The organism is Streptomyces sp. NPDC048349, assembly GCF_040651925.1.
Taxonomy (GTDB): domain Bacteria; phylum Actinomycetota; class Actinomycetes; order Streptomycetales; family Streptomycetaceae; genus Streptomyces.
In genome coordinates this window covers 1-24,424 of record NZ_JBEZLA010000028.1, presented here as the reverse complement: position 1 = coordinate 24,424, position 24,424 = coordinate 1, and the positions used below count along the sequence as shown (strand labels likewise).

Annotated in this window: 22 protein-coding genes; 2 read left to right on the top strand and 20 right to left on the bottom strand. The window is 71.8% G+C overall.

What is annotated here, in order from left to right:
• Positions 1-76 precede the first annotated feature (76 nt).
• From rpe to fmt, 3 genes are all read right to left on the bottom strand, one after another.
• A complete protein-coding gene (gene rpe, locus AB0D44_RS17235) occupies positions 77-763 on the bottom strand; it encodes a ribulose-phosphate 3-epimerase (protein ID WP_362591039.1) in 687 nt (228 codons plus the stop codon).
• A gap of 204 nt (positions 764-967) precedes the next feature.
• A complete protein-coding gene (locus tag AB0D44_RS17230; protein ID WP_362591036.1) occupies positions 968-2,440 on the bottom strand; it encodes a transcription antitermination factor NusB in 1,473 nt (490 codons plus the stop codon).
• 106 nt (positions 2,441-2,546) lie between these two features.
• Positions 2,547-3,491, bottom strand: coding sequence for a methionyl-tRNA formyltransferase (fmt, locus tag AB0D44_RS17225; protein ID WP_362591033.1), 945 nt, complete (start codon positions 3,489-3,491; stop codon positions 2,547-2,549).
• Between the two features lie 251 nt (positions 3,492-3,742).
• Here fmt and AB0D44_RS17220 point away from each other — a divergent pair, with 251 nt between their 5' ends.
• On the top strand, positions 3,743-4,261 hold the full coding sequence (locus AB0D44_RS17220; protein WP_362591030.1) for a hypothetical protein: 519 nt from the start codon (positions 3,743-3,745) through the stop codon (positions 4,259-4,261).
• Positions 4,262-4,471: 210 nt separating this feature from the next.
• Here the strand turns inward: AB0D44_RS17220 and AB0D44_RS17215 are convergent, their stop codons facing one another.
• From AB0D44_RS17215 to pyrR, 14 genes are all read right to left on the bottom strand, one after another.
• Complete coding sequence (locus AB0D44_RS17215) at positions 4,472-6,520, bottom strand: primosomal protein N' (protein WP_362591216.1); 2,049 nt, start codon at positions 6,518-6,520, stop codon at positions 4,472-4,474.
• Between the two features lie 143 nt (positions 6,521-6,663).
• Positions 6,664-7,872 carry a methionine adenosyltransferase gene (metK, locus tag AB0D44_RS17210; protein WP_362591027.1) on the bottom strand — a complete coding sequence of 403 codons (1,209 nt, stop codon included), beginning with the start codon at positions 7,870-7,872 and terminating at the stop codon, positions 6,664-6,666.
• Between the two features lie 195 nt (positions 7,873-8,067).
• Complete coding sequence (gene coaBC, locus AB0D44_RS17205; RefSeq protein ID WP_362591024.1) at positions 8,068-9,282, bottom strand: bifunctional phosphopantothenoylcysteine decarboxylase/phosphopantothenate--cysteine ligase CoaBC; 1,215 nt, start codon at positions 9,280-9,282, stop codon at positions 8,068-8,070.
• Positions 9,283-9,405: 123 nt separating this feature from the next.
• Complete coding sequence (gene rpoZ / locus AB0D44_RS17200) at positions 9,406-9,678, bottom strand: DNA-directed RNA polymerase subunit omega (protein ID WP_004948662.1); 273 nt, start codon at positions 9,676-9,678, stop codon at positions 9,406-9,408.
• Between the two features lie 73 nt (positions 9,679-9,751).
• Entirely contained in the window at positions 9,752-10,315 is a 564-nt protein-coding gene (gene gmk / locus AB0D44_RS17195; protein ID WP_362591021.1) for a guanylate kinase, read from the bottom strand.
• A gap of 61 nt (positions 10,316-10,376) precedes the next feature.
• On the bottom strand, positions 10,377-10,700 hold the full coding sequence (locus tag AB0D44_RS17190; RefSeq protein WP_008740406.1) for an integration host factor: 324 nt from the start codon (positions 10,698-10,700) through the stop codon (positions 10,377-10,379).
• A gap of 324 nt (positions 10,701-11,024) precedes the next feature.
• The gene (pyrF, locus tag AB0D44_RS17185) at positions 11,025-11,867 is read right to left on the bottom strand and encodes an orotidine-5'-phosphate decarboxylase (protein WP_362591018.1); all 843 of its coding nucleotides are present in this window, start codon (positions 11,865-11,867) and stop codon (positions 11,025-11,027) included.
• Positions 11,864-12,973, bottom strand: a complete 1,110-nt coding sequence (locus tag AB0D44_RS17180) for a quinone-dependent dihydroorotate dehydrogenase (RefSeq protein WP_362591015.1) — start codon at positions 12,971-12,973, stop codon at positions 11,864-11,866. Before AB0D44_RS17180 ends, pyrF begins: the two co-directional genes overlap by 4 nt.
• Before the next feature lie 78 nt (positions 12,974-13,051).
• Positions 13,052-16,360: a carbamoyl-phosphate synthase large subunit gene (carB, locus tag AB0D44_RS17175; RefSeq protein WP_362591012.1), complete on the bottom strand. Its 3,309-nt coding sequence runs from the start codon at positions 16,358-16,360 to the stop codon at positions 13,052-13,054.
• Positions 16,353-17,495: a glutamine-hydrolyzing carbamoyl-phosphate synthase small subunit gene (carA, locus tag AB0D44_RS17170; RefSeq protein WP_362591009.1), complete on the bottom strand. Its 1,143-nt coding sequence runs from the start codon at positions 17,493-17,495 to the stop codon at positions 16,353-16,355. Before carA ends, carB begins: the two co-directional genes overlap by 8 nt.
• Positions 17,492-18,082: a hypothetical protein gene (locus AB0D44_RS17165; protein WP_362591006.1), complete on the bottom strand. Its 591-nt coding sequence runs from the start codon at positions 18,080-18,082 to the stop codon at positions 17,492-17,494. Before AB0D44_RS17165 ends, carA begins: the two co-directional genes overlap by 4 nt.
• On the bottom strand, positions 18,079-19,365 hold the full coding sequence (locus tag AB0D44_RS17160) for a dihydroorotase (protein WP_362591003.1): 1,287 nt from the start codon (positions 19,363-19,365) through the stop codon (positions 18,079-18,081). Before AB0D44_RS17160 ends, AB0D44_RS17165 begins: the two co-directional genes overlap by 4 nt.
• A 2-nt stretch (positions 19,366-19,367) precedes the next feature.
• The gene (locus AB0D44_RS17155; protein ID WP_362591000.1) at positions 19,368-20,354 is read right to left on the bottom strand and encodes an aspartate carbamoyltransferase catalytic subunit; all 987 of its coding nucleotides are present in this window, start codon (positions 20,352-20,354) and stop codon (positions 19,368-19,370) included.
• A 93-nt stretch (positions 20,355-20,447) separates the two neighbouring features.
• Positions 20,448-21,044, bottom strand: a complete 597-nt coding sequence (gene pyrR / locus AB0D44_RS17150) for a bifunctional pyr operon transcriptional regulator/uracil phosphoribosyltransferase PyrR (RefSeq protein ID WP_362590998.1) — start codon at positions 21,042-21,044, stop codon at positions 20,448-20,450.
• A gap of 288 nt (positions 21,045-21,332) precedes the next feature.
• On the opposite strand from pyrR, the gene bldD reads away from it, so the two are divergent.
• Positions 21,333-21,833: a transcriptional regulator BldD gene (bldD, locus tag AB0D44_RS17145; protein WP_007263032.1), complete on the top strand. Its 501-nt coding sequence runs from the start codon at positions 21,333-21,335 to the stop codon at positions 21,831-21,833.
• Positions 21,834-22,031: 198 nt separating this feature from the next.
• On the opposite strand, the gene nusB is transcribed toward bldD, so the two are convergent.
• Genes nusB through AB0D44_RS17130 form a run of 3 tightly spaced genes read right to left on the bottom strand, consistent with a single transcriptional unit; the run spans position 22,032 to position 24,193 of the window.
• Complete coding sequence (nusB, locus tag AB0D44_RS17140; protein ID WP_362297999.1) at positions 22,032-22,460, bottom strand: transcription antitermination factor NusB; 429 nt, start codon at positions 22,458-22,460, stop codon at positions 22,032-22,034.
• 2 nt (positions 22,461-22,462) lie between these two features.
• Positions 22,463-23,029: an elongation factor P gene (gene efp / locus AB0D44_RS17135; protein ID WP_362590995.1), complete on the bottom strand. Its 567-nt coding sequence runs from the start codon at positions 23,027-23,029 to the stop codon at positions 22,463-22,465.
• Positions 23,030-23,086: 57 nt separating this feature from the next.
• Positions 23,087-24,193, bottom strand: coding sequence for an aminopeptidase P family protein (locus tag AB0D44_RS17130; protein WP_362590992.1), 1,107 nt, complete (start codon positions 24,191-24,193; stop codon positions 23,087-23,089).
• Positions 24,194-24,424 lie beyond the last annotated feature (231 nt).

Sequence of the window (24,424 nt, the reverse complement as noted above, 5' to 3'; positions counted from 1 at the left end):
TTCATCCTGTCAGATCCGACGGCCGTTGATCAGCCTGGACAGCACCCGTTCACCGAGCCGTCCACCAGCGCTCGGCTCAGTGGTCGCACGCCCACGGCGCCACGGCGATCGCCGCGTCCGCCTGCTCACGCAGCGTGCGTACGGCGGCGGACGGATCGACCGCGCCGTAGACCGCGCTGCCCGCGACGAACACGTCCGCGCCCGCCTCGGCGCAGCGCTCGATGGTCGAGGCCGAGACCCCGCCGTCGACCTGGAGCCACAGCTCCAGTCCGTGCTTGGCGATCAGCTCCCGGGTCCGGCGGATCTTGGGGAGCATGATGTCCAGAAAGGGCTGGCCGCCGAAGCCCGGCTCGACCGTCATGATCAGCAGCATGTCGAGCTCGGGGAGCAGGTCTTCGTACTGTTCGATCGGCGTGGCGGGCTTGAGCGCCATGGACGCCCGCGCGCCCTTCGCCCGGATCTCGCGGGCGAGGCGCACCGGTGCCGCCGCGGCCTCGGCGTGGAAGGTGACCGACCCGGCCCCGGCCTCGACGTACTGCGGCGCCCAGCGGTCCGGGTTCTCGATCATCAGGTGGAGGTCCAGCGGGATGTCCGTGGCCCTGCTCAGGGACTCCACGACCGGCACCCCGAGGGTGAGGTTGGGGACGAAGTGGTTGTCCATCACGTCGACGTGCAGCCAGTCGGCCCCCTCGACCGCCTTCGCCTCCTCGGCGAGTCGGGCGAAGTCGGCGGACAGGATGCTGGGAGAAATCTGAGCGGCCATGCCCCAAGCGTGCCATGCCCCCACACGGTTCCGGCCACGACCCCGTAACTCGCATGCCGTGTAGCGCAGCTGGAGTGATCACGGAGAAGATGTCAGTCGTCCTGCGAGGTCACCTCGGCACGGTTCTGTCCATGACATCCATGCCCGCTGAACGGCCGGGGCGGCACCCCGAGGCGACTTCCGCCCGGGGCGCGGGGCCCGCCCCTACGCCGTGCGCCTCAGCAGCGCCAGGTACATCGCGTCCGTGCCGTGCAGGTGCGGCCACAGCTGGACGTCCGGGCCGTCGCCCAGGCCCGGTACGCCGCCCATGAACGGCCTGGCGTCGACGAGTTCGGCCGCCACCGGGTTCGCGCCGGCGCCGCGGCCCTTCAGGACGTCGTCCACGACCACCCGCGTCTCCGCCAGGTGCGGCGAGCACGTCGCGTAGCCCACGACGCCGCCCACGCGCACCGCCGACAGCGCCTCCCGCAGCAGCGCCCGCTGGAGCGGCGCGAAGCCCTCCAGGTCCTCCGGGCGGCGCCGCCACCGGGCCTCCGGGCGGCGGCGCAGCGCGCCCAGACCGGAGCACGGGACGTCCATCAGGACCCGGTCGAAGGAACCGGGCAGCCACGGCGGCCGGGTGCCGTCCGCCGCGATGACCTGGTACGGACCGGGGTTACCCGCCAGCGCGCGCTCCACCAGGCGTGCCCGGTGCGGCTGCTTCTCGGAGGCCAGCAGGAACGCGCCCCGCTGCGCCGCCAGGGCCGCGAGCAGCGCCGCCTTGCCGCCGGGGCCCGCGCAGCCGTCCAGCCAGCGCTCGTCGCGGCCTTCGACCGGTACCGCCGCCAGGGCCATCGCCACCAGCTGGCTGCCCTCGTCCTGGACACCGGCGCGCCCCTCGCGCACGGCCTCCAGTGCTCCCGGCTCACCGCCCTCGGCCATCCGCACCGCGTACGGGGACCAGCGTCCGGGCAGCGCCGACTCCTCGCCCACCGCCTCCAGCAGCTCCTGCGGGGTGGACCGGCCCGGCCGCGCCACCAGCGTGACCTCGGGCCGCTCGTTGTCGGCCTCCAGCAGGTCCTCGATCCCGGCGCGACCGCCGCCCAGCGCGTCCCACAGGGCGCTGACGACCCACCGCGGGTGGGAGTGGTACACCGCGAGGTGCTCCTCGGCGTCGTCCTCGTACGGCGGTGCGACCCGCTCCAGCCAGCCGTCCAGGTCGTGCGCGGCGATCTTGCGCAGCACGGCGTTCACGAACTTCGCGCGCCCGTCCCCGAGCACCACCCTGGCCAGCTCCACGCTCGCCGACACGGCCGCGTGCGTGGGGATGCGGGTCCCCAGCAGCTGGTGCGCGCCGAGCGAGAGCACGTCCAGGACCGGCGGGTCGACCTCCCGCAGCGGGCGGTCGATGCAGGCCTTGATGACCGCGTCGTAGGTGCCCTGCCGGCGCAGCGTCCCGTAGACGAGCTCGGTGGCCAGCGCCGCGTCCCGCGCCTGGAAGCTCTCGTCCTGGCGGGCCTTGCGCAGCAGGGGCGGCAGCACGAGGTTGGCGTAGGCGTCGCGCTCGTCCACCGCCCTCAGCACCTCGAAGGCCAGCATCCGGACGGGGTCCTTCTGCGGCCGCCGGTAGGGCTTGGCCGGCTTGTTCTGCCTGCCGCCCGCGCCTGCGGCGGGACGGCGACGGGGCTGTTCGCTCACGTGAAAGGTGCTCCGGATGTACGAGGTGCAGGGGATCGAGGCGCCGGCGGCCGGTCGCGGCAGCGGGCGCGCCCGGGTGGGGCTCGGGGGACGGATCGGGCTGGATTCAGCCTACGTCGGCGCCGCCGAGGCGCTCGCCGGGAGCGATCCGCACCCCGCGGGCCCAGTCGGCACCGCGCATCGGCTTCTTGCCCTGGGGCTGGACCCAGAGCAGTTCCACGGCGTGCGAGCCGGTGCCCACGTAGACGTTGTTCTTGGCAGGGGCCAGCACGCCGGGCGCAAGGTCCGTACGGTCGTGCACGAGGCCGAGGGAGATCAGCTTGAGCCGCTCCCCGCGGAAGACGGTCCACGCGCCCGGCGCCGGGGTGCAGCCGCGCACCACGCGGTCGGCGCGCATCGCGGGGGCCGTCCAGTCGATCCGGGCGTCCTCCACGGTGATCTTGGGCGCCAGCGAGATGCCGTCGACGGGCTGCTCGACGGCCCGCAGCGTGCCGTCCTCGATGCCGTCCATGGTGGCGGCCAGCAGTCCGGCGCCGGCGAAGGCAAGCCGGGTGAGCAGGTCGCCGCTGGTGTCGGTCGGCCGGATCTCCTCGGTGAGGATCCCGTAGACCGGTCCGGAGTCGAGCCCTTCCTCGATCCGGAACGTGGAGGCGCCGGTGACCTGGTCCCCCGCCATGATCGAGTGCTGTACGGGTGCGGCGCCGCGCCAGGCGGGCAGCAGCGAGAAGTGCAGGTTGACCCACCCGTGCCGGGGGATCTCGATGGCGCTCTTGGGGATCAGCGCCCCATAGGCGACGACCGGGCAGCAGTCCGGGTCGATCTCGCGCAGCCGGGCCTGGAATTCGGGGTCGCGGGGGCGGGTGGGCTTGAGCACCTCGATCCCCTCCTCCTCGGCCCGCTCGGCGACGGGGCTGGCGACGAGCCGGCGCCCGCGTCCCGCGGGTGCGTCGGGCCGGGTGACGACGGCCGCGACCTCGTGCCGCCCGGAGGCGATGAGGGCGTCCAGGGCGGGCACGGCGACCTCGGGGGTGCCTGCGAAGACGAGCTTCACTGGGGTCCTACCTCGCTATCTCGGCTGTCAGCAGCGCACCAGTCTATGGGGCGTGGGCCGGGCACCCCACCCGTGACCGGAAGGGGGCGTACGCACACACACGCGCCTCTCGCATATGCCGACACGCCCCCAGAGCGTGACCTGGGCGCCAGGTGGCGCGTTGGTCAAGAGAGATTGACCAAAACGGGCCGCGTCGCGAACGGTTTCTGCGGCCCGCTCCGCCCTTCAGCACCGGTTCGAGAGGCTTCTTCATGGCCGACCACGCCACCCACGACGCCCAAGCCCGGGCCAGCCTGCACCTGCTGGTGCGGGACATCGAGCGGGTTCGCCGGCAGGTGGATGCCCTGCGTACGCTCACCGCCCAGCTGGGCAATGTGTACCGCCCCCGCCGCTCCGGACCCTCCACGGGCTTCGTCGTCTACGGCCGGGCGCCCGCGCCCACCGTCCGCCTCGCCCAGGAGCTGCGGGACAGCGTCGAGACCCTGGTCACCGCCGCGGTGGACTTCGACCGCTCGCTCGGCTTCTCCTGGGACGCGGTCGGCTCGGCGCTGGGTGTCACCAAGCAGGCCGTGCACCGGCGTTACGGTGCCCGGCGCGCGCAGGCCGCCGAGTCCGCGGAGGCGCCGGCCGAGGGGACGGCCACCCGGACCATGGGACCGCTGCCCACGATCCCGGCGGCCCGCTCGGTGCCCCCGCAGCCCCTGCGCGAGGAGCCCCAGGCCGTGGCGGCCCCCCGCTCCCCCGCCTTCCCGGGCCCCCGCAACGGCTGACCGCCGCCCGCCGCCGGGACGCCGACCCCCGACGGCCCCAGTCCGATCCCCCCGACCCCGGCGGAGCGCCCCCACAGGCGCCCCGCCGGGGTCGTCCGGCGTAATGGACGACCGCCCTGGGGGATGCCGGACCGGCGCCGTCCACCGGCCCCGGGCCGGTGGACGGGCGGGTGGGGGACGGGCCCCGCGCAGGGCCCCGCATCCGGCCCGTCAGCCGATGTCCGGTGGGTCGATGCGTACCCGGACCGCCTCCGACGCCGGAACCCCCCGCGCCATGCGCGCCGCCTGCGCCGACTTGAGCGCCGCCGCCAGGGCCGCGCCGCTGCCCGGCGGGACCCGCACCAGCGCCCGCTCCCCGGCACTGGCCTCGCCCCGCCGCCCCGGCAGCGGCACCGGCCCCAGGATCTCCGCATCGGCCGGCAGCCCGGCCCCGGCCAGGAAGGCCTCCACCGCCTCACCGCGCCCCGCCACCGCCGCCATCCGGGACACCGGCGGGAACCCGAGCTGGGCCCGCTCGGCGAGCTCCCGCACCGCGTGCCCCACGGGGTCCCAGCGCACCAGCGCCTGCACCGGCCGCAGCGTCGGCTCGGCGACCACGACGACCTGCCCGTCGCCCCGTACCAGCGAGGCGGCGGCGATCCAGCGCCGCAGCGCGTCCTCCCCGGCCCGCAGGTCGGGCCGGGTCAGCATGGCCCAGCCGTCGAGCAGCAGCGCCGCCGCGTACCCGGCGCCGGACGCGACGGGTTCCGCCCCGGGGGTGCTCACCACCAGCGCGGGCCGGTCCGGCACCTCGTCCAGGACGTGGTCGCGTCCGGAGGTCCGTACGGGCACGGCCGGGAACGCCCGCCCCAGTTCCTCGGCCGTCCGCCGCGCGCCGACCACCCGGGCCCGCAGCCGGAAGGACCCGCACTCCTCGCAGTGCCAGGACGGTTCGGGCCGCCCGCACCACCCGCACTGCAGGTCCCGCTCGTCGGGGGCCTCCAGCGGCCCGGCACAGACCGTGCACCGCGCCGGCGTACGGCACCGCTCGCACGCCAGCCTTGGCACGTAGCCGCGCCGCGGCACCTGGACCAGGACGGGCCCGGTCTTGAGCCCTTCCCGTACGGTCTCCCACGCCAGGCTCGGCAGGCGCGCGGCCCGGGCCGCCTCGTCGCGGGCCAGCAGTTCGTCGCCCACCGTCCGGATCCGCGGGGCGCACTGCCGCACCGTCTCCCGGTCGGCGGCCAGCGGCCGCGCCCACCCGGACTCGACCAGCTGGGCGGCCTCCACCGTGCAGCTCGTGCTCCCGGCGAGGAACCCGCAGCCGTCGCTGACCGCGCGCAGTTCCAGGACCTCGCGGACGTGCGGGAAGGGGGCGTGGTCGTCGCTGTGGCTGGAGTCCCCGTCGTCCCAGACGGCGACCAGCCCGAGGTCGCGCACGGGGGCGAACATCGCCGCCCGGGTGCCGACGACGGCCCGCACCGAGCCCCGGCTCACGGCGAGCCACTGGCGGTAGCGCTTCTCCGGCCCGGACTCGGCGGTCAGCAGCGCGTGCCGCCCTTCGCCGAGCAGGGCGGTGAGGGCCGCGTCCACGCGGGCGGCGGTGCGCCCGTCCGGGACCACGGCGAGGGCGCCGCGTCCGGAGGCCAGCGTGGCGGCCATCGCCCGGGCCAGCTCGTCGGCCCAGCCGGGGCCGGGCAGGGCGGTCCAGACGGCCCGCGGGGAACCTCCGGTGGCCAGCGCGCGCAGGAAGGCGGGCCCGGAGCCGTACCGCTGCCAGCCGCCGGGATCGGGGGCGGCGGGCGGGGGCAGCGGATCGGGTGAGGGCTTCGCCTCGGCGCGGGCGCTGCGCGCGGGCAGGGCGAGCTGGAGCACGTCGGCCAGGCTGCCGGCGTACCGGTCGGCGACGGCCCGTGCGAGCGCCAGCATGCGCGGGCCCAGCACCACCTCGGGCGAGACGACCTGGGCGAGGGCGGCCAGTGCCCCGTTGTAGTCGGACTCGGCACAGCGCTCGACGATGAATCCGTCGATGAGCCCGCCCCCCTCGCGGCGCCCCCCGTGCACCCGGTGGGAACCGGCGCCGAAGCGGACCCGGACGCGCACGCCGGGCTGGGCGGCTTCGGAGAGTTCGGCGGGAACGGCGTAGTCGAAGAGGCGGTCGAGGTGGAGCACACCCTTGTTCACGAGGACGCGGGCAACGGGCAGTTCCTCGGCGACGGCGGCCCCGCGCCAGGTACGCGGCTTCGCCTTGGGCGCCTTGGCCTTCGCCTCGGCGACCATCTCCCGGATCAGCGCCAGCTGCTCCGGCGGGGAATCGTTCGCGCTGCTCACACCAGCATTCTTACCAAACCCCACCGACAGGCCGGGCATGCGAACGGCCCCGGACCACGGGGTCCGGGGCCGTCCGTCACGAACGGTGCCGCTTACAGACCGGCGGCCGCGCGCAGCGCGTCCACGCGGTCGGTGCGCTCCCAGGTGAAGTCCGGCAGCTCGCGGCCGAAGTGGCCGTAGGCGGCGGTCTGGGCGTAGATCGGGCGCAGCAGGTCGAGGTCGCGGATGATCGCGGCCGGGCGCAGGTCGAAGACCTCGCCGATGGCGTCCTCGATCTTCTGGGTCTCGACCTTGGCGGTGCCGAAGGTCTCGACGAACAGGCCGACGGGCTCGGCCTTGCCGATCGCGTAGGCGACCTGGACCTCGCAGCGCGAGGCGAGGCCGGCGGCGACGACGTTCTTGGCGACCCAGCGCATCGCGTACGCGGCCGAGCGGTCGACCTTGGACGGGTCCTTGCCGGAGAAGGCGCCGCCGCCGTGGCGGGCCATGCCGCCGTACGTGTCGATGATGATCTTGCGGCCGGTCAGGCCGGCGTCGCCCATCGGGCCGCCGATCTCGAAGCGGCCGGTCGGGTTGACCAGCAGCCGGTAGCCCTCGGTGTCCAGCTTGATGCCGTCCTCGATGAGCTGGGCCAGCACGTGCTCGACGACGAACTCGCGGATGTCGGGAGCGAGCAGCGAGTCCAGGTCGATGTCGGAGGCGTGCTGCGAGGAGACGACCACGGTGTCCAGGCGGACGGCCTTGTCCCCGTCGTACTCGATGGTGACCTGGGTCTTGCCGTCGGGGCGCAGGTACGGGATGGTCCCGTTCTTGCGGACCTCGGACAGGCGGCGCGAGAGCCGGTGCGCGAGGTGGATCGGCAGCGGCATCAGCTCGGGCGTCTCGTCGCAGGCGTAGCCGAACATCAGGCCCTGGTCGCCGGCGCCCTGCTTGTCGAGCTCGTCCTCGTCACCCTCGACCCGCTTCTCGTAGGCGGTGTCGACACCCTGCGCGATGTCCGGGGACTGCGCGCCGATGGACACCGAGACCCCGCAGGAGGCGCCGTCGAAGCCCTTCTTCGAGGAGTCGTAGCCGATCTCGAGGATCTTGTCGCGGACGAGCTGCGCGATCGGCGCGTAGGCCTTCGTCGTCACCTCTCCCGCGATGTGCACGAGACCCGTGGTGATGAGGGTCTCCACCGCGACACGCGAAGTGGGGTCCTCGGTGAGGAGCGCGTCGAGGATCGTGTCGCTGATCTGGTCAGCGATCTTGTCAGGGTGGCCCTCGGTGACGGACTCCGAGGTGAACAGACGACGGGACACAACGCTCCCTGGGGTTGCAGCGGCTGCTGGCTGATCATTTGTTGGAACCACACCAGAGGCTGCGCCTGATCACGTTCCGACTGCAGTTTATCGGTTGCCACCGTTCGCCGGTCCACCCGTCTCGCCTTATGGGAGCCGTGTGACCTGCGGCACTCCATTCTGGCGTACGGACGTGGCGAGGAGAAGGGAAGCGTGTCAGGCGCGTCGCGCCGACAGGCGGGCTCCCACCTGGTCCCACACCAGCTCCGCGAGGGCTTCCTTCGGACCGTAGGGGACCGCGGTCTCCGAGCCGTCGGAGGCGAGGATCACAGCCTCGTTCTCCTCCGAACCGAAGGTCTTGGTTTCGCCCACCTCATTGACGACGAGGAGGTCACAGCCCTTGCGCCGGAGCTTGGCCCGGCCGTTGGCCAGGACGTCGTCGGTTTCGGCGGCGAAGCCCACGACGACCTGCCCCTCCCGGGCCCGGTCCGCGGAGATCTCGGCGAGGACGTCGGGGTTGCGCACGAGGGCGACCGGCGCCGGTTCCAGGCCGTCCTTCTTCTTGATCTTCCCGCTCGCGTACTCGGCGGGCCGGAAGTCGGCCACGGCGGCGGCCATCACCACGGCGTCGGCGTCCGCCGCCGCCTTGAGGACCGCCTCCCGCAGCTGCACGGCCGTCCCCACGCGCACGACGTCCACCCCGGCCGGGTCGGCCAGCGCGGTGTTGGCCGCGACGAGGGTGACCCGGGCTCCGCGCGCGACGGCGGTGCGGGCGAGGGCGTACCCCTGCTTGCCGGAGGAGCGGTTGCCGAGGAAGCGGACCGGGTCCAGGGGCTCGCGGGTACCGCCCGCGCTGATCACCACGTGCCGTCCGGCGAGGTCCGGCCCGCCCGCCCCGCGGGCCAGGACGCTCCGGCACACCTCGAAGATCTCCTCGGGGTCGGGCAGCCGGCCCTTGCCGGTGTCCTTGCCGGTCAGCCGGCCCACGGCGGGCTCGATGACCACTGCCCCGCGCCGCCGCAGCGTGGCGACGTTCTCCTGGGTGGCCGGGTGCTCCCACATCTCGGTGTGCATGGCGGGCGCGAAGACCACCGGGCAGCGGGCGGTGAGCAAGGTGTTGGTGAGCAGGTCGTCGGCAAGCCCGTGGGCGGCCTTGGCCAGCATGTCGGCGGTGGCCGGGGCGACCACGACGAGGTCGGCGGCCTGCCCGATGCGCACGTGCGGCACCTCGTGGACGGTCTCCCAGACCTCGGTGGAGGCCGGGTTCCCGGACAGCGCGGCCCAGGTGGCCTCGCCGACGAAGTTCAGGGACGCCGCGGTGGGCACCACCCGGACCTCGTGCCCCGACTCGGTCAGCCGGCGCAGCAGCTCGCACGCCTTGTAGGCGGCGATCCCGCCGCTCACCCCCAGCACGACCTTGGGCTTACCCATTCCGCACACATTCCCTTCAACCGGCGCGACAAGCTCGACGAACGAGCCCGACAGTACCCATGACACACCACAGGCCCGGCAGACGTTCTGCCGGGCCTGTGGTGAAAAAGGATTCTCGGTGCCCTACTGGGCCGGGGCCTCGATGGCCTCGGAGGTCAGCAGACCCGCGTTGATCTCGCGCAGCGCGATCGAAAGCGGCTTCTCGTGGACGTGGGTGTCCACCAGCGGGCCGACGTACTCGAGCAGGCCCTCACCGAGCTGCGAGTAGTACGCGTTGATCTGACGCGCGCGCTTGGCCGCGTAGATCACGAGGCTGTACTTCGAGTCCGTGGCCTCGAGCAGCTCGTCGATCGGCGGGTTGATGATGCCCTCGGGCGCAGTAATGGAAGAGGACACGCTCTACCTTCCGAAGATGGGGGAAAGATCGTAACGACCGGGTACTGATCGGCTCAGGAACACCGACCGACGATCAGACAACGTTCATCAAGGCTAGCAGCTCACGGGCTACATCCTCGACGGAGGTGTTGACAAGGGTGGAGTCGAACTCGGATTCGGCAGCGAGTTCGACCTTCGCCGTCTCGAGCCTGCGCTCGATGACCTCGGCCGATTCGGTGCCCCGCCCGGTCAGCCGGCGGACCAGCTCGTCCCAGCTCGGCGGAGCCAGGAAGACCAGCTGGGCGTCGGGCATCGACTCGCGGACGAGCCGTGCGCCCTGGAGGTCGATCTCCAGCAGTACCGGCTCGCCGTTGTCCAGGCGCTCCAGCACCGCGCCGCGCGGTGTGCCGTAGCGGTTGCCCGCGAACTCGGCCCACTCCAGCAGCTCGCCGTTGGCGATCAGCTTGTCGAACTCGTCGTCGTTGACGAAGAAGTACTGGACTCCGTGTCGCTCACCGGGCCGCGGCTTGCGGGTGGTGGCCGACACCGAGAGCCAGACCTCGGGGTGGACCTTGCGCATATGCGCGACGACCGTGCTCTTGCCGACCCCCGAGGGGCCGGAGAGCACGGTCAGCCGCGGACGAACCTCTGCTGCCATAGAGCGATTATCCAGGTTCCAGAGACTGCCTGAGAACGCCGGAAGGACTTAGGGCGGCGCGTCAGCCGGCAGGAGTGCCGAACTCACGCTCCAGAGAGGCGATCTGGTTGGAGCCGAGACCTCGAACACGCCGGGACTCGGAGATGCCGAGGCGCTCCATGATCTGCTTGGCGCGCACCTTGCCCACGCCAGGCAGGGACTCCAGCAGGGCGGAGACCTTCATCTTGCCGATGACGTCGTTCTCCTGGCCCGTCTTGATGACCTCCTGCAGGGAGGCGCCGGAGTGCTTGAGTCGATTCTTCACCTCGGCCCGCTCCCGGCGAGCCGCGGCGGCCTTTTCGAGCGCGGCTGCGCGCTGTTCAGGGGTAAGGGGCGGAAGAGCCACGCCTACGTCACCTCGGATGTCGAACTGTCGGATACGGACCGGTGGGCAACCCGAGGGCACCCCACCTGGCAAGCTCCCGAACAGCGGTATTGCTCGTTCGCTGCTCGTTCACTCTGCTCGGAGACTAGCGGCCACGGCCGCTCCAGTCAGCGAGAACGGACGAAAAGTCCTGGTCAGCCTCCACTGAACCGTACATCACGGACAAAATACCCCCGTTTTGTCCGGTGAAAGACGTTCGAATTTCGTCAAACCTTCCGACGTTCCTGTCCGACGGGCCCCCGGAGTGACGCACGTCACCGCGCGCAGAGGCCGAAAAGCCCCCGACTACGCGGACACCGCCGCGCGGATCTCGTCCGCGAAGGCCGCCGCGGCGGCGCGGAGGGCGGCGACGTCCGGCCCGTGCTTCAGCACGCCCCGCGACACGTTCGGCACGACGTTGCGCACGGCCTTGCCGAACACCGCCGGCAGGTCCGCCGCCGTCGCCCCCTGCGCCCCGATCCCCGGCGCCAGCAGAGGCCCGTTGATGTCCAGGTCGAAGGAGGACAGGTCGCCCAGCGTGGCACCGACCACGGCCCCGAAGGAGCCCATGGGCTCGGCGCCCTCGTTCTCCGCCGCCAGGTGCGCCAGCATCGTCGCCCCGACCGAGCGGCCGTCCGCGCGCAGCGCCCGCTGGACCTCGGCCCCTTCCGGGTTCGAGGTCAGGGCCAGCACGAAGAGCCCCGCCCCCGACTCCCGCGCCAGCGCCACCGCGGGCTCCAGCGAGCCGTAGCCCAGGTACGGGGACACGGTCAGCGCGTCGGAGAAGAGCGGGGAGGCCGGGTCGAGGAAGGCCGCGGCGTACGCCGCCATCGTCGAGCCGATGTCGCCCCGCTTCGCGTCCATGACGACCAGCGCGCCCGCGGAACGGGCGTCCGCGACGGTCTGCTCCAGCACGGCGACGCCCCGCGAGCCGAACCGCTCGAAGAACGCGGCCTGCGGCTTGAAGACCGCCACCGACTCCGCCAGCGCCTCGACGACCGTGCGGGAGAAGCGCTCCAGGCTCGCCACGTCGTCGGCCAGGCCCCACTGCGCCAGCAGCGCCGCGTGCGGGTCGATGCCCACGCACAGGGGGCCGCGGGAGTCCATCGCCTCGCGCAGTCGGGTGCCGAACGGGGTCACAGTGCTCACTTCGCGGCCTTTCGGGTCTCGGCGCCCACCGCATCGGCGAGCGTCGCGTAGGGGCTGTTGGCCAGGCGCGCCGCCAGGCCCTTGTGGATGGCGCGGGCGTAGAACGGGCCCTCGTAGATGAAGGCGCTGTAGCCCTGGATCAGCGTCGCGCCGGCCAGGATCCGCTGCCAGGCGTCCTCGGCGTTCTCGATGCCCCCGACGCCGACGAGGACCAGCCGGTCCCCCACGCGGGCGTACAGGCGGCGCAGGACCTCCAGCGAGCGTTCCTTGACCGGGGCGCCGGACAGGCCGCCCGTCTCCTTGACCAGCTCCGGGGAGGAGGTCAGGCCGAGGCCCTCGCGGGCGATCGTGGTGTTCGTCGCGATGATGCCGTCCAGGCCGAGCTCCAGGGCCAGGTCCGCGACCGCGTCGACGTCCTCGTCGGCCAGGTCCGGGGCGATCTTGACCAGCAGCGGGACCCGGCGGTCGGACACGACCCGGTCCGCGGCCTCGCGGACGGCCGACAGCAGCGGGCGCAGGGACTGTGTCGCCTGGAGGTTGCGCAGGCCCGGGGTGTTCGGCGAGGAGACGTTCACGACCAGGTAGTCGGCGTGCCGGGCGAGGCGCTCGGTCGAGGCGACGTAGTCCGCCACCGCGTCCTCCTCGGGTACGGCCTTGGTCTTGCCGATGTTGACGCCGACGACGGTCTTGAAGACCGGCGTACGGGTCGCCAGGCGCTCCGCGACGGCCGCCGAGCCCTCGTTGTTGAAGCCCATCCGGTTGATCAGCGCACGGTCCGGCACGAGCCGGAAGAGGCGCTTCTTCGGGTTGCCGGGCTGGGCCTGGGCGGTGACGGTGCCGATCTCGACGTGGTCGAAGCCGAGCATCGACATGCCGTCGATGGCGACGGCGTTCTTGTCGAAGCCGGCCGCGAGCCCGAAGGGGCCGTGCATCCGCAGTCCGAGGGCCTCGGTGCGCAGTTCCTTGTAGCGAGGGGCGAGGGCCGCGGCGACGAAGGTGCGCAGCACGGGGGTGCGGGCGGCGAGGCGGATCCAGCGGAAGGCCGTGTAGTGGGCCCGTTCCGGGTCCATCCGCTTGAAGACCAGGTTGAAGAACAGTTTGTACATCGTCCGGAATATCCCTTTGGCGCTCAAGAAAGGGGGACACCGGTCGCTGTCGCCGGTGCCCCCCTTTCGTACGGGCTGTTAGTCGCGGGCCGCGGTCAGGTGCTCCGCGTGCTCCTGGAGGGAGCGGACGCCCACGTCGCCGTGGCCCAGCGCCTCGATGCCCTGGACGGCCGCGGCGAGTGCCTGGACCGTGGTCAGGCACGGGACGCTGCGCGCCACGGCCGCCGTGCGGATCTCGTAGCCGTCGAGGCGGCCGCCGGTGCCGTACGGCGTGTTGACGATCAGGTCGACCTGGCCGTCGTGGATGAGCTGGACGATGGTCTTCTCGCCGTTCGGGCCCTCGCCCTCGCTGAGCTTGCGCACCACGGTGGCGTTGATGCCGTTGCGGCGCAGCACCTCGGCGGTGCCGGAGGTGGCGAGCAGCTCGAAGCCGTGGGCGACGAGCTCGCGCGCCGGGAAGATCATCGAGCGCTTGTCGCGGTTGGCGACGGAGATGAAGGCGCGGCCCTTGGTGGGCAGCGGGCCGTAGGCGCCGGCCTGCGACTTGGCGTACGCCGTGCCGAAGACGGCGTCGATGCCCATGACCTCGCCGGTGGAGCGCATCTCCGGGCCGAGGACGGTGTCCACGCCGCGGCCGTGGATGTCGCGGAAGCGCGACCACGGCATGACGGCCTCCTTGACGGAGATCGGCGCGTCGATCGGCAGGGTGCCGCCGTCGCCGGTCTTCGGGAGCAGGCCTTCGGCGCGCAGCTCGGCGATGGTGGTGCCGAGCGAGATGCGGGCGGCGGCCTTGGCGAGCGGGACGGCGGTCGCCTTCGAGGTGAAGGGCACGGTCCGGGAGGCGCGCGGGTTGGCCTCCAGGACGTAGAGGATGTCGCCGGCCATCGCGAACTGGATGTTGATCAGGCCGCGTACGCCGACGCCCTTGGCGATGGCCTCGGTGGAGGCGCGCAGGCGCTTGATGTCGAACCCGCCGAGGGTGATCGGGGGAAGGGCGCAGGCCGAGTCGCCGGAGTGGATGCCGGCTTCCTCGATGTGCTCCATGACGCCGCCGAGGTAGAGCTCGGTGCCGTCGTAGAGGGCGTCCACGTCGATCTCGATGGCGTCGTCGAGGAAGCGGTCGACCAGCACGGGGCGGGTCGGGGAGATCTCGGTGGACTCGGCGATGTACGCCTCCAGCCGGGCCTCGTCGTAGACGATCTCCATGCCGCGGCCGCCGAGCACGTACGAGGGGCGCACCAGGACCGGGTAGCCGATCTCGTCGGCGATGGCCTTCGCGCCCGTGAAGGTGGTGGCGGTGCCGTGCTTGGGGGCGGGCAGTCCGGCGTCGGCGAGGACCTGGCCGAAGGCGCCGCGGTCCTCGGCGGCGTGGATGGCCTCGGGCGAGGTGCCGACGACGGGTACGCCGTTGTCCTTGAGCGCCTGGGCGAGGCCGAGGGGGGTCTGGCCGCCGAGCTGGACGATGACGCCGGCGATCGGGCCTGCCAGCGTCTCGGCGTGGACGATCTCCAGCACGTCCTCGAGCGTCAGCGGCTCGAAGTACAGGCGGTCGGAGGTGTCGTAGTCCGTCGAGACGGTCTCGGGGTTGCAGTTGACCATCACGGTCTCGTAGCCGGCGTCGCTGAGCGCGAAGGAGGCGTGGACGCAGGAGTAGTCGAACTCGATGCCCTGGCCGATGCGGTTCGGACCGGAGCCCAGGATGATGACCGCGGGCTTCTCGCGCGGGGCGACCTCGCTCTCCTCGTCGTAGGACGAGTAGAAGTACGGGGTCTTCGCGGCGAACTCGGCGGCGCAGGTGTCGACCGTCTTGTAGACCGGGCGGACGCCGAGCGCGTGGCGCACCTCGCGGACGACGTCCTCGCGCAGGCCGCGGATCTCGGCGATCTGGGCGTCGGAGAAGCCGTGGCGCTTGGCCTCCGCGAGCAGCTCGGGATGGAGCTTGTCGGCGGCGGCCAGGTCGTCCGCGATCTCCTTGATGAGGAAGAGCTGGTCGACGAACCAGGGGTCGATCTTCGTGGACTCGAAGACCTCCTCCTGGGTGGCGCCGGCGCGGATGGCCTGCATCACGGTGTTGATGCGGCCGTCGGTCGGGCGGACGGCGGTGGCCAGCAGCTCGTCCTTGTCGCCGGGCTCGCCGACGAAGGTGAACTGCGAGCCCTTCTTCTCCAGGGAGCGCAGGGCCTTCTGGAGCGCCTCGGTGAAGTTGCGGCCGATGGCCATGGCCTCGCCCACCGACTTCATGGTGGTGGTGAGGGTGGCGTCGGCGGCCGGGAACTTCTCGAACGCGAAGCGGGGGGCCTTGACGACGACGTAGTCGAGGGTCGGCTCGAAGGAGGCCGGCGTCTTCTCGGTGATGTCGTTGGGGACCTCGTCGAGCGTGTAGCCGATGGCCAGCTTGGCGGCGATCTTGGCGATCGGGAAGCCGGTCGCCTTCGAGGCGAGCGCCGAGGAGCGCGAGACGCGCGGGTTCATCTCGATGACGATGACGCGGCCGTCGACCGGGTCGATCGCGAACTGGATGTTGCAGCCGCCGGTGTCGACGCCGACCTCGCGGATGATCGCGATGCCGATGTCGCGCAGCCGCTGGTACTCGCGGTCGGTCAGCGTCATGGCCGGGGCGACGGTGATCGAGTCGCCGGTGTGGACGCCCATCGGGTCGAAGTTCTCGATGGAGCAGACGACGACCACGTTGTCCTTGGTGTCGCGCATCAGCTCGAGCTCGTACTCCTTCCAGCCGAGGATGGACTCCTCCAGGAGCACCTCGGTGGTCGGGGAGAGCGTGAGGCCCTGGCCGGCGATGCGGCGCAGTTCTTCCTCGTCGTGGGCGAAGCCGGAACCGGCGCCGCCCATGGTGAAGGAGGGGCGCACGACGACGGGGTAGCCGCCGAGGGTCTCGACGCCGGCGAGGACGTCCTCCATCGAGTGGCAGATCACCGAGCGGGCGGACTCGCCGTACCCGATCTTGGCCTTGACGGCCTCGACGACGCCCTTGAAGAGGTCGCGGTCCTCGCCCTTGTTGATGGCCTCGACGTTGGCGCCGATGAGCTCGACGCCGTACTTCTCCAGCACACCCTGCTCGTGCATGGAGATCGCGGTGTTGAGCGCGGTCTGGCCGCCGAGGGTGGGGAGCAGCGCGTCGGGGCGCTCCTTCGCGATGATCTTCTCGACGAACTCGGGGGTGATCGGCTCGACGTACGTGGCGTCGGCGATCTCCGGGTCGGTCATGATCGTCGCCGGGTTGGAGTTCACCAGGATCACCCGCAGGCCCTCGGCCTTGAGGATGCGGCAGGCCTGGGTACCGGAGTAGTCGAACTCGGCGGCCTGGCCGATGACGATCGGGCCGGAGCCGATGACCAGGACGGACTGGATATCGGTGCGCTTAGGCACGCTCGGCCTCCATCAGGGATACGAAGCGGTCGAAGAGGTAGGCGGCGTCGTGCGGACCCGCTGCGGCTTCGGGGTGGTACTGGACGGAGAAGGCCGGCTGGTCGAGCAGCTGGAGGCCTTCGACGACCTGGTCGTTCAGGCAGACGTGCGAGACCTCGGCGCGGCCGTAGGGGGTCTCGGAGACCTTGTCGAGGGGCGCGTCGACGGCGAAGCCGTGGTTGTGCGCGGTGACCTCGACCTTGCCGGTGGTGCGGTCCTGCACCGGCTGGTTGATGCCGCGGTGGCCGTACTTCAGCTTGTAGGTGCCGAAGCCGAGCGCACGGCCGAGGATCTGGTTGCCGAAGCAGATGCCGAAGAGCGGGGTCTTGCGCTCCAGGACGCCCTGCATGACGGCGACGGGGCCGTCGGCGGTGGCCGGGTCGCCGGGGCCGTTGGAGAAGAACACGCCGTCCGGGTTGACCGCGTAGACCTCTTCGAGGGTGGCGGTGGCGGGCAGGACGTGCACCTCGATGCCGCGCTGGGCCATCCGGTGGGGGGTCATGCCCTTGATGCCGAGGTCGACGGCGGCCACGGTGAAGCGCTTCTCGCCGATCGCGGGGACGACGTACGTCTCCTTGGTGGCGACCTCGGCGGAGAGGTTCGCGCCGCTCATCTCGGGGGCCTGGCGGACCTTCGCGAGCAGCGTGCCGTCGTCGGCGATCGCATTGCCGGAGAAGATGCCGACGCGCATGGCGCCGCGCTCGCGCAGGTGGCGGGTCAGGGCACGGGTGTCGACGCCGCTGATGCCGACGACGCCCTGGTGGACGAGCTCCTCGTCCAGCGAGCGCCGGGAGCGCCAGTTGGAGGGGACGCGCGCGGGGTCGCGCACCACGTAGCCCGACACCCAGATCCGGGAGGATTCGGGGTCCTCGTCGTTGACGCCGGTGTTGCCCACGTGCGGGGCGGTCATCACGACGACCTGGCGGTGGTACGACGGGTCGGTGAGGGTCTCCTGGTAGCCGGTCATACCGGTGGAGAACACGGCCTCGCCGAAGGTCTCCCCGTGGGCGCCGTAGGCGCGGCCGCGGAAGATCCGACCGTCCTCCAGGACAAGTACGGCGGGAGTTTTGGCTGCTCCCCTGGTGGAGGTCGTCATCGTTCGGCGCCTTCCGTCGTGATGAATGAGTCGGATGAGTTCATGAGGTTGATCGCCTCGACCCAGGCGGCGTGCTCGGCCGCGCGGTCGGAGCGGAATCCGGAGTCGATCAGCTTGTCACCGTGCGCCCAGGTGACGACGAGCAGACCGCCCTCGGTGAGTACCTTGCCCGCGATTCCCTTGTCGAGGCGGGCGCCGCGCAGCTGCGCGGCCGGTACGAAGAAGTCATTGGCCCCCGGACGGACCACGTCCAGGCCCGCGTCGGTGAGCGTGAGCTCGACCCGGCTGCGCAGGCCCAGCCCGTGGGCGACGATCCGGTCGAGCCACTGCCCGGCGGTGGTGGACCCGTGGTACCGGCCGGTCAGGGCCAGCCGGTGCTCGGGGAGACCGTCGGGGGCGGCGGGCAGCTCCGGCAGATCGTTCTGCAGAGCGCCGCGCCACTTCCAGCCTTGCCGCATCAGCCAGTACACGAAAGCGACGAAGACGGCCAGACCGACGACCCACGCCATGCGCGCGCCGAAACTGGTCACCTCCGCCGACTGTCGTTCGGCGGCCTGGGCGGCCAGTTGGATCACTGCAGGTGTCACGCCAGTTTCCCGTCCACGACCGTTGCCCGGCCCCGCAGGAAGGTGTGAGTGACGCGCCCCGGCAGCTCACGGCCCTCGTAAGGCGTGTTGCGGCTGCGGGAGGCGAAGTGTGCGGGGTCCACGACACCACGGTACGAGGTATCGACCAAGGTCAGGTTCGCGGGTTCACCTGCCGAGACGGGACGGCCGTGGTTCTCCAGGCTGCCGATGCGCGCCGGTGCGAAGGACATCCGCTCCGCGACACCGGCCCAGTCGAGCAGTCCGGTCTCCACCATCGTCTGCTGGACGACGGAGAGCGCGGTCTCCAGGCCGACCATGCCCATGGCGGCGGCGGCCCACTCGCAGTCCTTGTCCTCGTGCGGGTGGGGGGCGTGGTCGGTGGCGACGATGTCGATCGTGCCGTCGGCGAGCGCCTCGCGCAGGGCCATGACGTCGCGCTCGGTGCGCAGCGGCGGGTTGACCTTGTAGACCGCGTTGTACGAGCGGACGAGCTCGTCGGTGAGCAGGAGGTGGTGCGGGGTGACCTCGGCGGTGACGTCGATGCCGCGGGACTTGGCCCAGCGGACGATCTCGACGGAGCCGGCGGTGGAGAGGTGGCAGATGTGCACGCGGGAGCCGACGTGCTCGGCGAGGAGCACGTCACGGGCGATGATCGACTCCTCGGCGACGGCCGGCCAGCCGCCGAGCCCGAGCTCGGCGGAGACGACGCCCTCGTTCATCTGGGCGCCCTCGGTCAGGCGGGGCTCCTGGGCGTGCTGGGCGACGACGCCGCCGAAGGCCTTCACGTACTCCAGGGCGCGGCGCATGATCACGGCGTCGTCCACGCACTTGCCGTCGTCGGAGAAGACGGTGACGCGGGCGGCGGAGTCGTGCATGGCGCCCAGCTCGGAGAGCTGCTTGCCTTCGAGGCCGACGGTGACGGCGCCGATGGGCTGCACGTCGCAGTAGCCGGACTCCTTGCCCAGGCGCCACACCTGCTCGACCACGCCGGCCGTGTCGGCCACCGGGAAGGTGTTCGCCATGGCGAAGACGGCGGTGTAGCCGCCGGAGGCGGCGGCGCGGGTGCCGGTCAGGACGGTCTCGGAGTCCTCGCGGCCGGGCTCGCGCAGGTGGGTGTGCAGGTCGACGAGGCCGGGGAGGAGGACCTGGCCCTCGGCCTCGATCACCTGGGCGTCTGCGGCTTCGAGACCGGTGCCCACCTCGGCGATGGTCTCGCCGACGATCAGGACGTCCTGCGCCTCGCCGCCGAGTACCTTCGCGCCACGGATCAGGATCTTGCTCATCGTTACTTGGTCTCCTCGGTACGGGCGGCGGTGGTGGTGACGGCGGGCTCGGATCCGCCCAGCAGGAGGTACAGGACGGCCATCCGGGTGGAGACGCCGTTGGCGACCTGCTCGACGGCCGTGCAGCGGTCGGAGTCGGCGACCTCGGCGGTGATCTCCATGCCGCGGTTCATCGGGCCGGGGTGCATCACGATGGCGTGCTCGGGCATCTTCGCCATGCGGTCGCCGTCGAGCCCGTACCGGCGGGAGTACTCGCGCTCGGTCGGGAAGAAGGCGGCGTTCATGCGTTCGCGCTGCACACGCAGCATCATCACAGCGTCGGACTTCGGCAGCACCTCGTCCAGGTTGTACGAGACCTCGCAGGGCCAGCTCTCGACGCCGATCGGGACCAGGGTCGGCGGGGCCACCACGGTGACCTCGGCGCCCAGGGTGTGCAGCAGCTGGACGTTGGAGCGGGCGACGCGGCTGTGCAGGACGTCGCCGACGATGGTGATGCGGCGGCCGTCCAGGTCCTTGCCCAGGCCCGCGTCGCGGCCGACGAGGCGGCGGCGCATGGTGAAGGCGTCCAGCAGGGCCTGGGTGGGGTGCTCGTGGGTGCCGTCGCCGGCGTTGACGACGGCGGAGTCGATCCAGCCGGAGGTCGCGAGCCGGTAGGGGGCGCCGGAGGCGTGGTGGCGGATGACGACGGCGTCGGCGCCCATGGCCTCGAGGGTCAGGGCGGTGTCCTTCAGGGATTCGCCCTTGGAAACCGAGGAGCCCTTGGCGGAGAAGTTGATGACGTCGGCGGAGAGCCGCTTGGCGGCCGCCTCGAAGGAGATCCGGGTGCGGGTCGAGTCCTCGAAGAAGAGGTTGACGACGGTGAGGCCGCGCAGGGTGGGCAGCTTCTTGATCGGCCGGTCGGCGACGCGGGCCATCTCCTCGGCGGTGTCGAGGATCAGGACGGCGTCGTCGCGCGTGAGATCGGCGGCCGAGATGAGGTGGCGCTTCATCTGGATGGCTCCGTAGGTCAGGAGGGCAGGCAGGGGTCGGGGCAGGGCAGGCTGCGGCCCGGGCCCCGCGCGGGGCCCGTCCGTCCGTTCGGGCTACTGCCCGGCTGCCTGGGGGGTCCGCTGGCCGAGCAGCACGGCGTCACGGCCGTCCTCCTCCTGGAGCTGGACCTTGACGGTCTCCCGCAGCGACGTGGGGAGGTTCTTGCCGACGTAGTCGGCGCGGATGGGCAGCTCGCGGTGGCCGCGGTCGACGAGGACGGCCAACTGCACGGCGCGGGGGCGGCCGAGGTCGCCGAGGGCGTCGAGGGCGGCGCGGATGGTGCGGCCGGAGAAGAGGACGTCGTCGACGAGGACGACGAGGCGACCGTCGAGGTCGTCACCGGGGATCTCGGTGCGGCCGATCGCGCGGGCGGGCTTCATCCGCAGGTCGTCGCGGTACATGGTGATGTCGAGCGAGCCGACCGGGATCTTCGTACCGGTGATCTCTTCGAGCTTGGCGGCCAGCCGGCGGGCGAGGTACACACCGCGGGTGGGAATGCCGAGGAGCACCACGTCGTCGGCGCCCTTGGCGCGTTCGACGATCTCGTGGGCGATGCGGGTCAGGACCCGGGCGATGTCCTGCGCCTCCAACACGGGGCGCACCGCATCGGCGCTGTCGGCGGGCTGGACCTGCGCGTTCTGAGCGTCCATGAAAAGGACCTCCTTCTCCGCCTCACGGGACGGACCTTAAAGGACGTCTGATGTACGCGTCCCACCGTACCAGGGGGCGGGTGGTGAACCGCACCGGGCCCGGGTGCGCGCGGCTCCCACGGGGCCGCCGCGGGCCCTCGCGAGGGGGCGGTGGAGAGCATTCGGCTTGACGCATCCAAGTAACGCTGCGTAACCTCACAGTGAGTTACCAACCGCGCGGCGGAGCCGCACGTAGTTACGTAGTCGCAGTGTCCAAGCAGTCACAGCGTCACAGCGTCCGGGAGCGTTATGTCCAGCGAATACGCCAAACAGCTCGGGGCCAAGCTCCGTGCCATCCGCACCCAGCAGGGCCTCTCCCTCCACGGTGTCGAGGAGAAGTCCCAGGGCCGGTGGAAGGCCGTGGTGGTCGGTTCCTACGAGCGCGGGGACCGCGCCGTGACCGTCCAGCGCCTTGCCGAGCTGGCGGACTTCTACGGGGTGCCGGTGCAGGAACTGCTGCCGGGTACGACTCCGGGCGGAGCGGCCGAGCCGCCGCCGAAGCTGCGTCTCGACCTGGAGCGCCTGGCGGGCGTGCCCGCCGAGAAGGCCGGTCCGCTCCAGCGCTACGCGGCGACGATCCAGAGCCAGCGCGGCGACTACAACGGCAAGGTGCTGTCGATCCGCCAGGACGACCTGCGCACCCTGGCCGTCATCTACGACCAGTCCCCCTCGGTGCTGACCGAGCAGCTGATCAGCTGGGGCGTGCTGGACGCGGATGCGCGTCGCGCCGTGGCGCACGAGGACATCTAGTCCCCCCAGCCCCAGCAGAAACGTTTACCGGCGGGTGCCGGGAGCCCAGGAGGCTCCCGGCACCCGCCGTTTCGCATGGTCGCCCCGGCTGCCCCGGGGCCGCCTGGACCCCCGGGGCCGCCCGGACCCCCCGCAGGCAAAAGCGGAGGGGCCGCAGCGCCCGCTGCGGCCCCTCCGCTCACCGAATACCGCCGGCGGTCACTGGCGGCGCAGGTTCGGCTTCAACTCCTTGAAGCGCGCCAGCAGCCCGTTCACGAACGACGGGGAGTCGTCCGTCGAGAACTCCTTGGCCAGCTGGACGGCCTCGTCGATCGCCACGGCGTCCGGGGTCTCGTCCACCCAGATCAGCTCGTACGCGCCGAGCCGCAGGATGTTGCGGTCCACGACCGGCATGCGGTCGAGTTCCCAGTCCACGGCGTAGGTGACGATCAGGTCGTCGATGCGGTTCACCTTGTCGGCGTACCCCTCGACGAGGTCCATCGTGAAGGCGCTGACCGGCGGCTGCCGGTCGTCCGACCGTGCGTGGCGGATCCAGTCCGCGAGGACCTCGCGCACGGGGACCCCGCGCTGGTCGGCCTCGAAAAGGATCTGGAAAGCGCGCTTGCGCGCGTTGCTCCGGGCAGCCACGGTTAGCTGTTCACCCGGCCGAGGTAGTCGCTGGTGCGGGTGTCGACCTTGACCTTCTCGCCCGTGTTGACGAAGAGGGGGACCTGGATCTCGTGACCGGTCTCCAGGCGGGCCGGCTTGGTGCCACCGGTGGAGCGGTCGCCCTGGACGCCCGGGTCGGTGTGCTCGATGACCAGCTCGACGGCGGCCGGGAGCTCGACGTAGAGCACCTCGCCCTCGTGCTGGGCGACGGAGGCGGTGAAGCCCTCGATCAGGAAGTTGGCGGCGTCGCCGACAGCCTTCTTGTCGACCATCAGCTGGTCGTAGGTCTGCATGTCCATGAAGACGAAGTACTCGCCGTCCATGTACGAGAACTGCATGTCACGCCGGTCGATCGTGGCGGTCTCGACCTTCGTGCCGGCGTTGAAGGTCTTGTCGACGACCTTGCCGGAGAGCACGTGCTTGAGCTTGGTGCGCACGAAGGCCGGGCCCTTGCCGGGCTTGACGTGCTGGAACTCGACGACGGACCAGAGCTGGTCACCGTCGAGCTTGAGCACCATGCCGTTCTTGAGGTCGTTCGTGGAAGCCACGGTTGCGGAATCTCCTGCACTGGAAGACCACGGGTGCGCGCACAGCCCGGCGACGGACTAGAGCGCGAGCAGCTCCTTGGTCGTAATGGTGAGTAGCTCGGGACCGCCGTCCGCCTCGGGGCGCACGACGAGCGTGTCATCGATCCGGACACCTCCCCGGCCCGGGAGGTGAACCCCCGGTTCGACGGTGACCGGCACGCAAGCGTCCAGTTTACCCATTGCCGTAGGTGCAAGCTGCGGGTCCTCGTCGATTTCGAGGCCCACCCCGTGTCCGGTCCACGGGGCGAGCGCTTCACCGTGGCCCGCGGAGTCCAGTACGGAGCGTGCGGCGTGGTCCACGTCCCGGTACGCGGCGCCCGGTACGAGGGCCTCGCGCCCGGCCCGCTGGGCGGCGAAGACCAGGTCGTAGAGCTGGATCTGCCAGTCCGCGGGCGTGGTGCCGATGACGAAGGTGCGGCCGATCTCGCAGCGGTAGCCGCGGTAGCCGGCGCCGAGGCAGACCGTGAGGAAGTCGCCCTCCTCCACCCTCCGGTCGGAGGGCCGGTGCCGGGAACGGCCGGAATGCGGGCCGGTGCCGACGGAGGTCGGGAAGGCGGGCCCGTCCGCCCCGTGGTCGACGAGCCGCCGCTCCAGCTCCAGGGCGAGGTGGCGTTCGGTGCGCCCGACGAGGATGGACTCCAGCAGTTCCCCAAGGGCCTGGTCGGCGATCTCGGCGGCGATCCGCAGGCAGGCGATCTCCTCCTCGTCCTTGACGAGGCGCTGCTGCTCCACGGCGTTGCCGAGGTCGCTGAGGCGGAGCGCGGGAGCCACGGAGCGCAGGGCCCGGTGCCGGGCCACGGTGAGGTGGTGCTCCTCCACCGCCAGGGAGTCGGCGCGCACGGCCGCCGCCAGGTCCCCGGCCGCGACGGCCGGGTCCCCGCCGGAGCTCGCCAGCACGGACACCTTGAGGTGTTCGTCGAGGCGCCCCTCGTCGACCTCACCGGTGGGGGCGTTGGCGCAGAACAGGACGTCCTCGGTGGGTCCGACGAGGAGCACGGCGCCCAGCGGGGACGCCCCGGAGAGGTAGCGGACGTTCGCCGGACGCGTGATCAGCGCGGCGGCGTTCCCCGCGGCGGCGCAGCGGTCGCGGAGCGTGCCCCGACGGGCGGCGTACACGTCTGACATGTCTTCGAGCGTACGAGCGTGGAGCGCCTGCGGCCTGGCGAGCGCGTCCAGACGTGCGGATCGGCTGTCGACGGCAGGCCCCCGGCCCCCGCGCACGCACCGGGCCCCACCGGCCGGGCGGGACGCTGACGACACTCCCTAGGGGGTGTCTGACGGAGGTCCGTGGTGAAGGAGCGGTGTCCGGTGCGTGCTCTCGGCGTGCCGGCCGGATGCCCCCGTACTGGACGTACT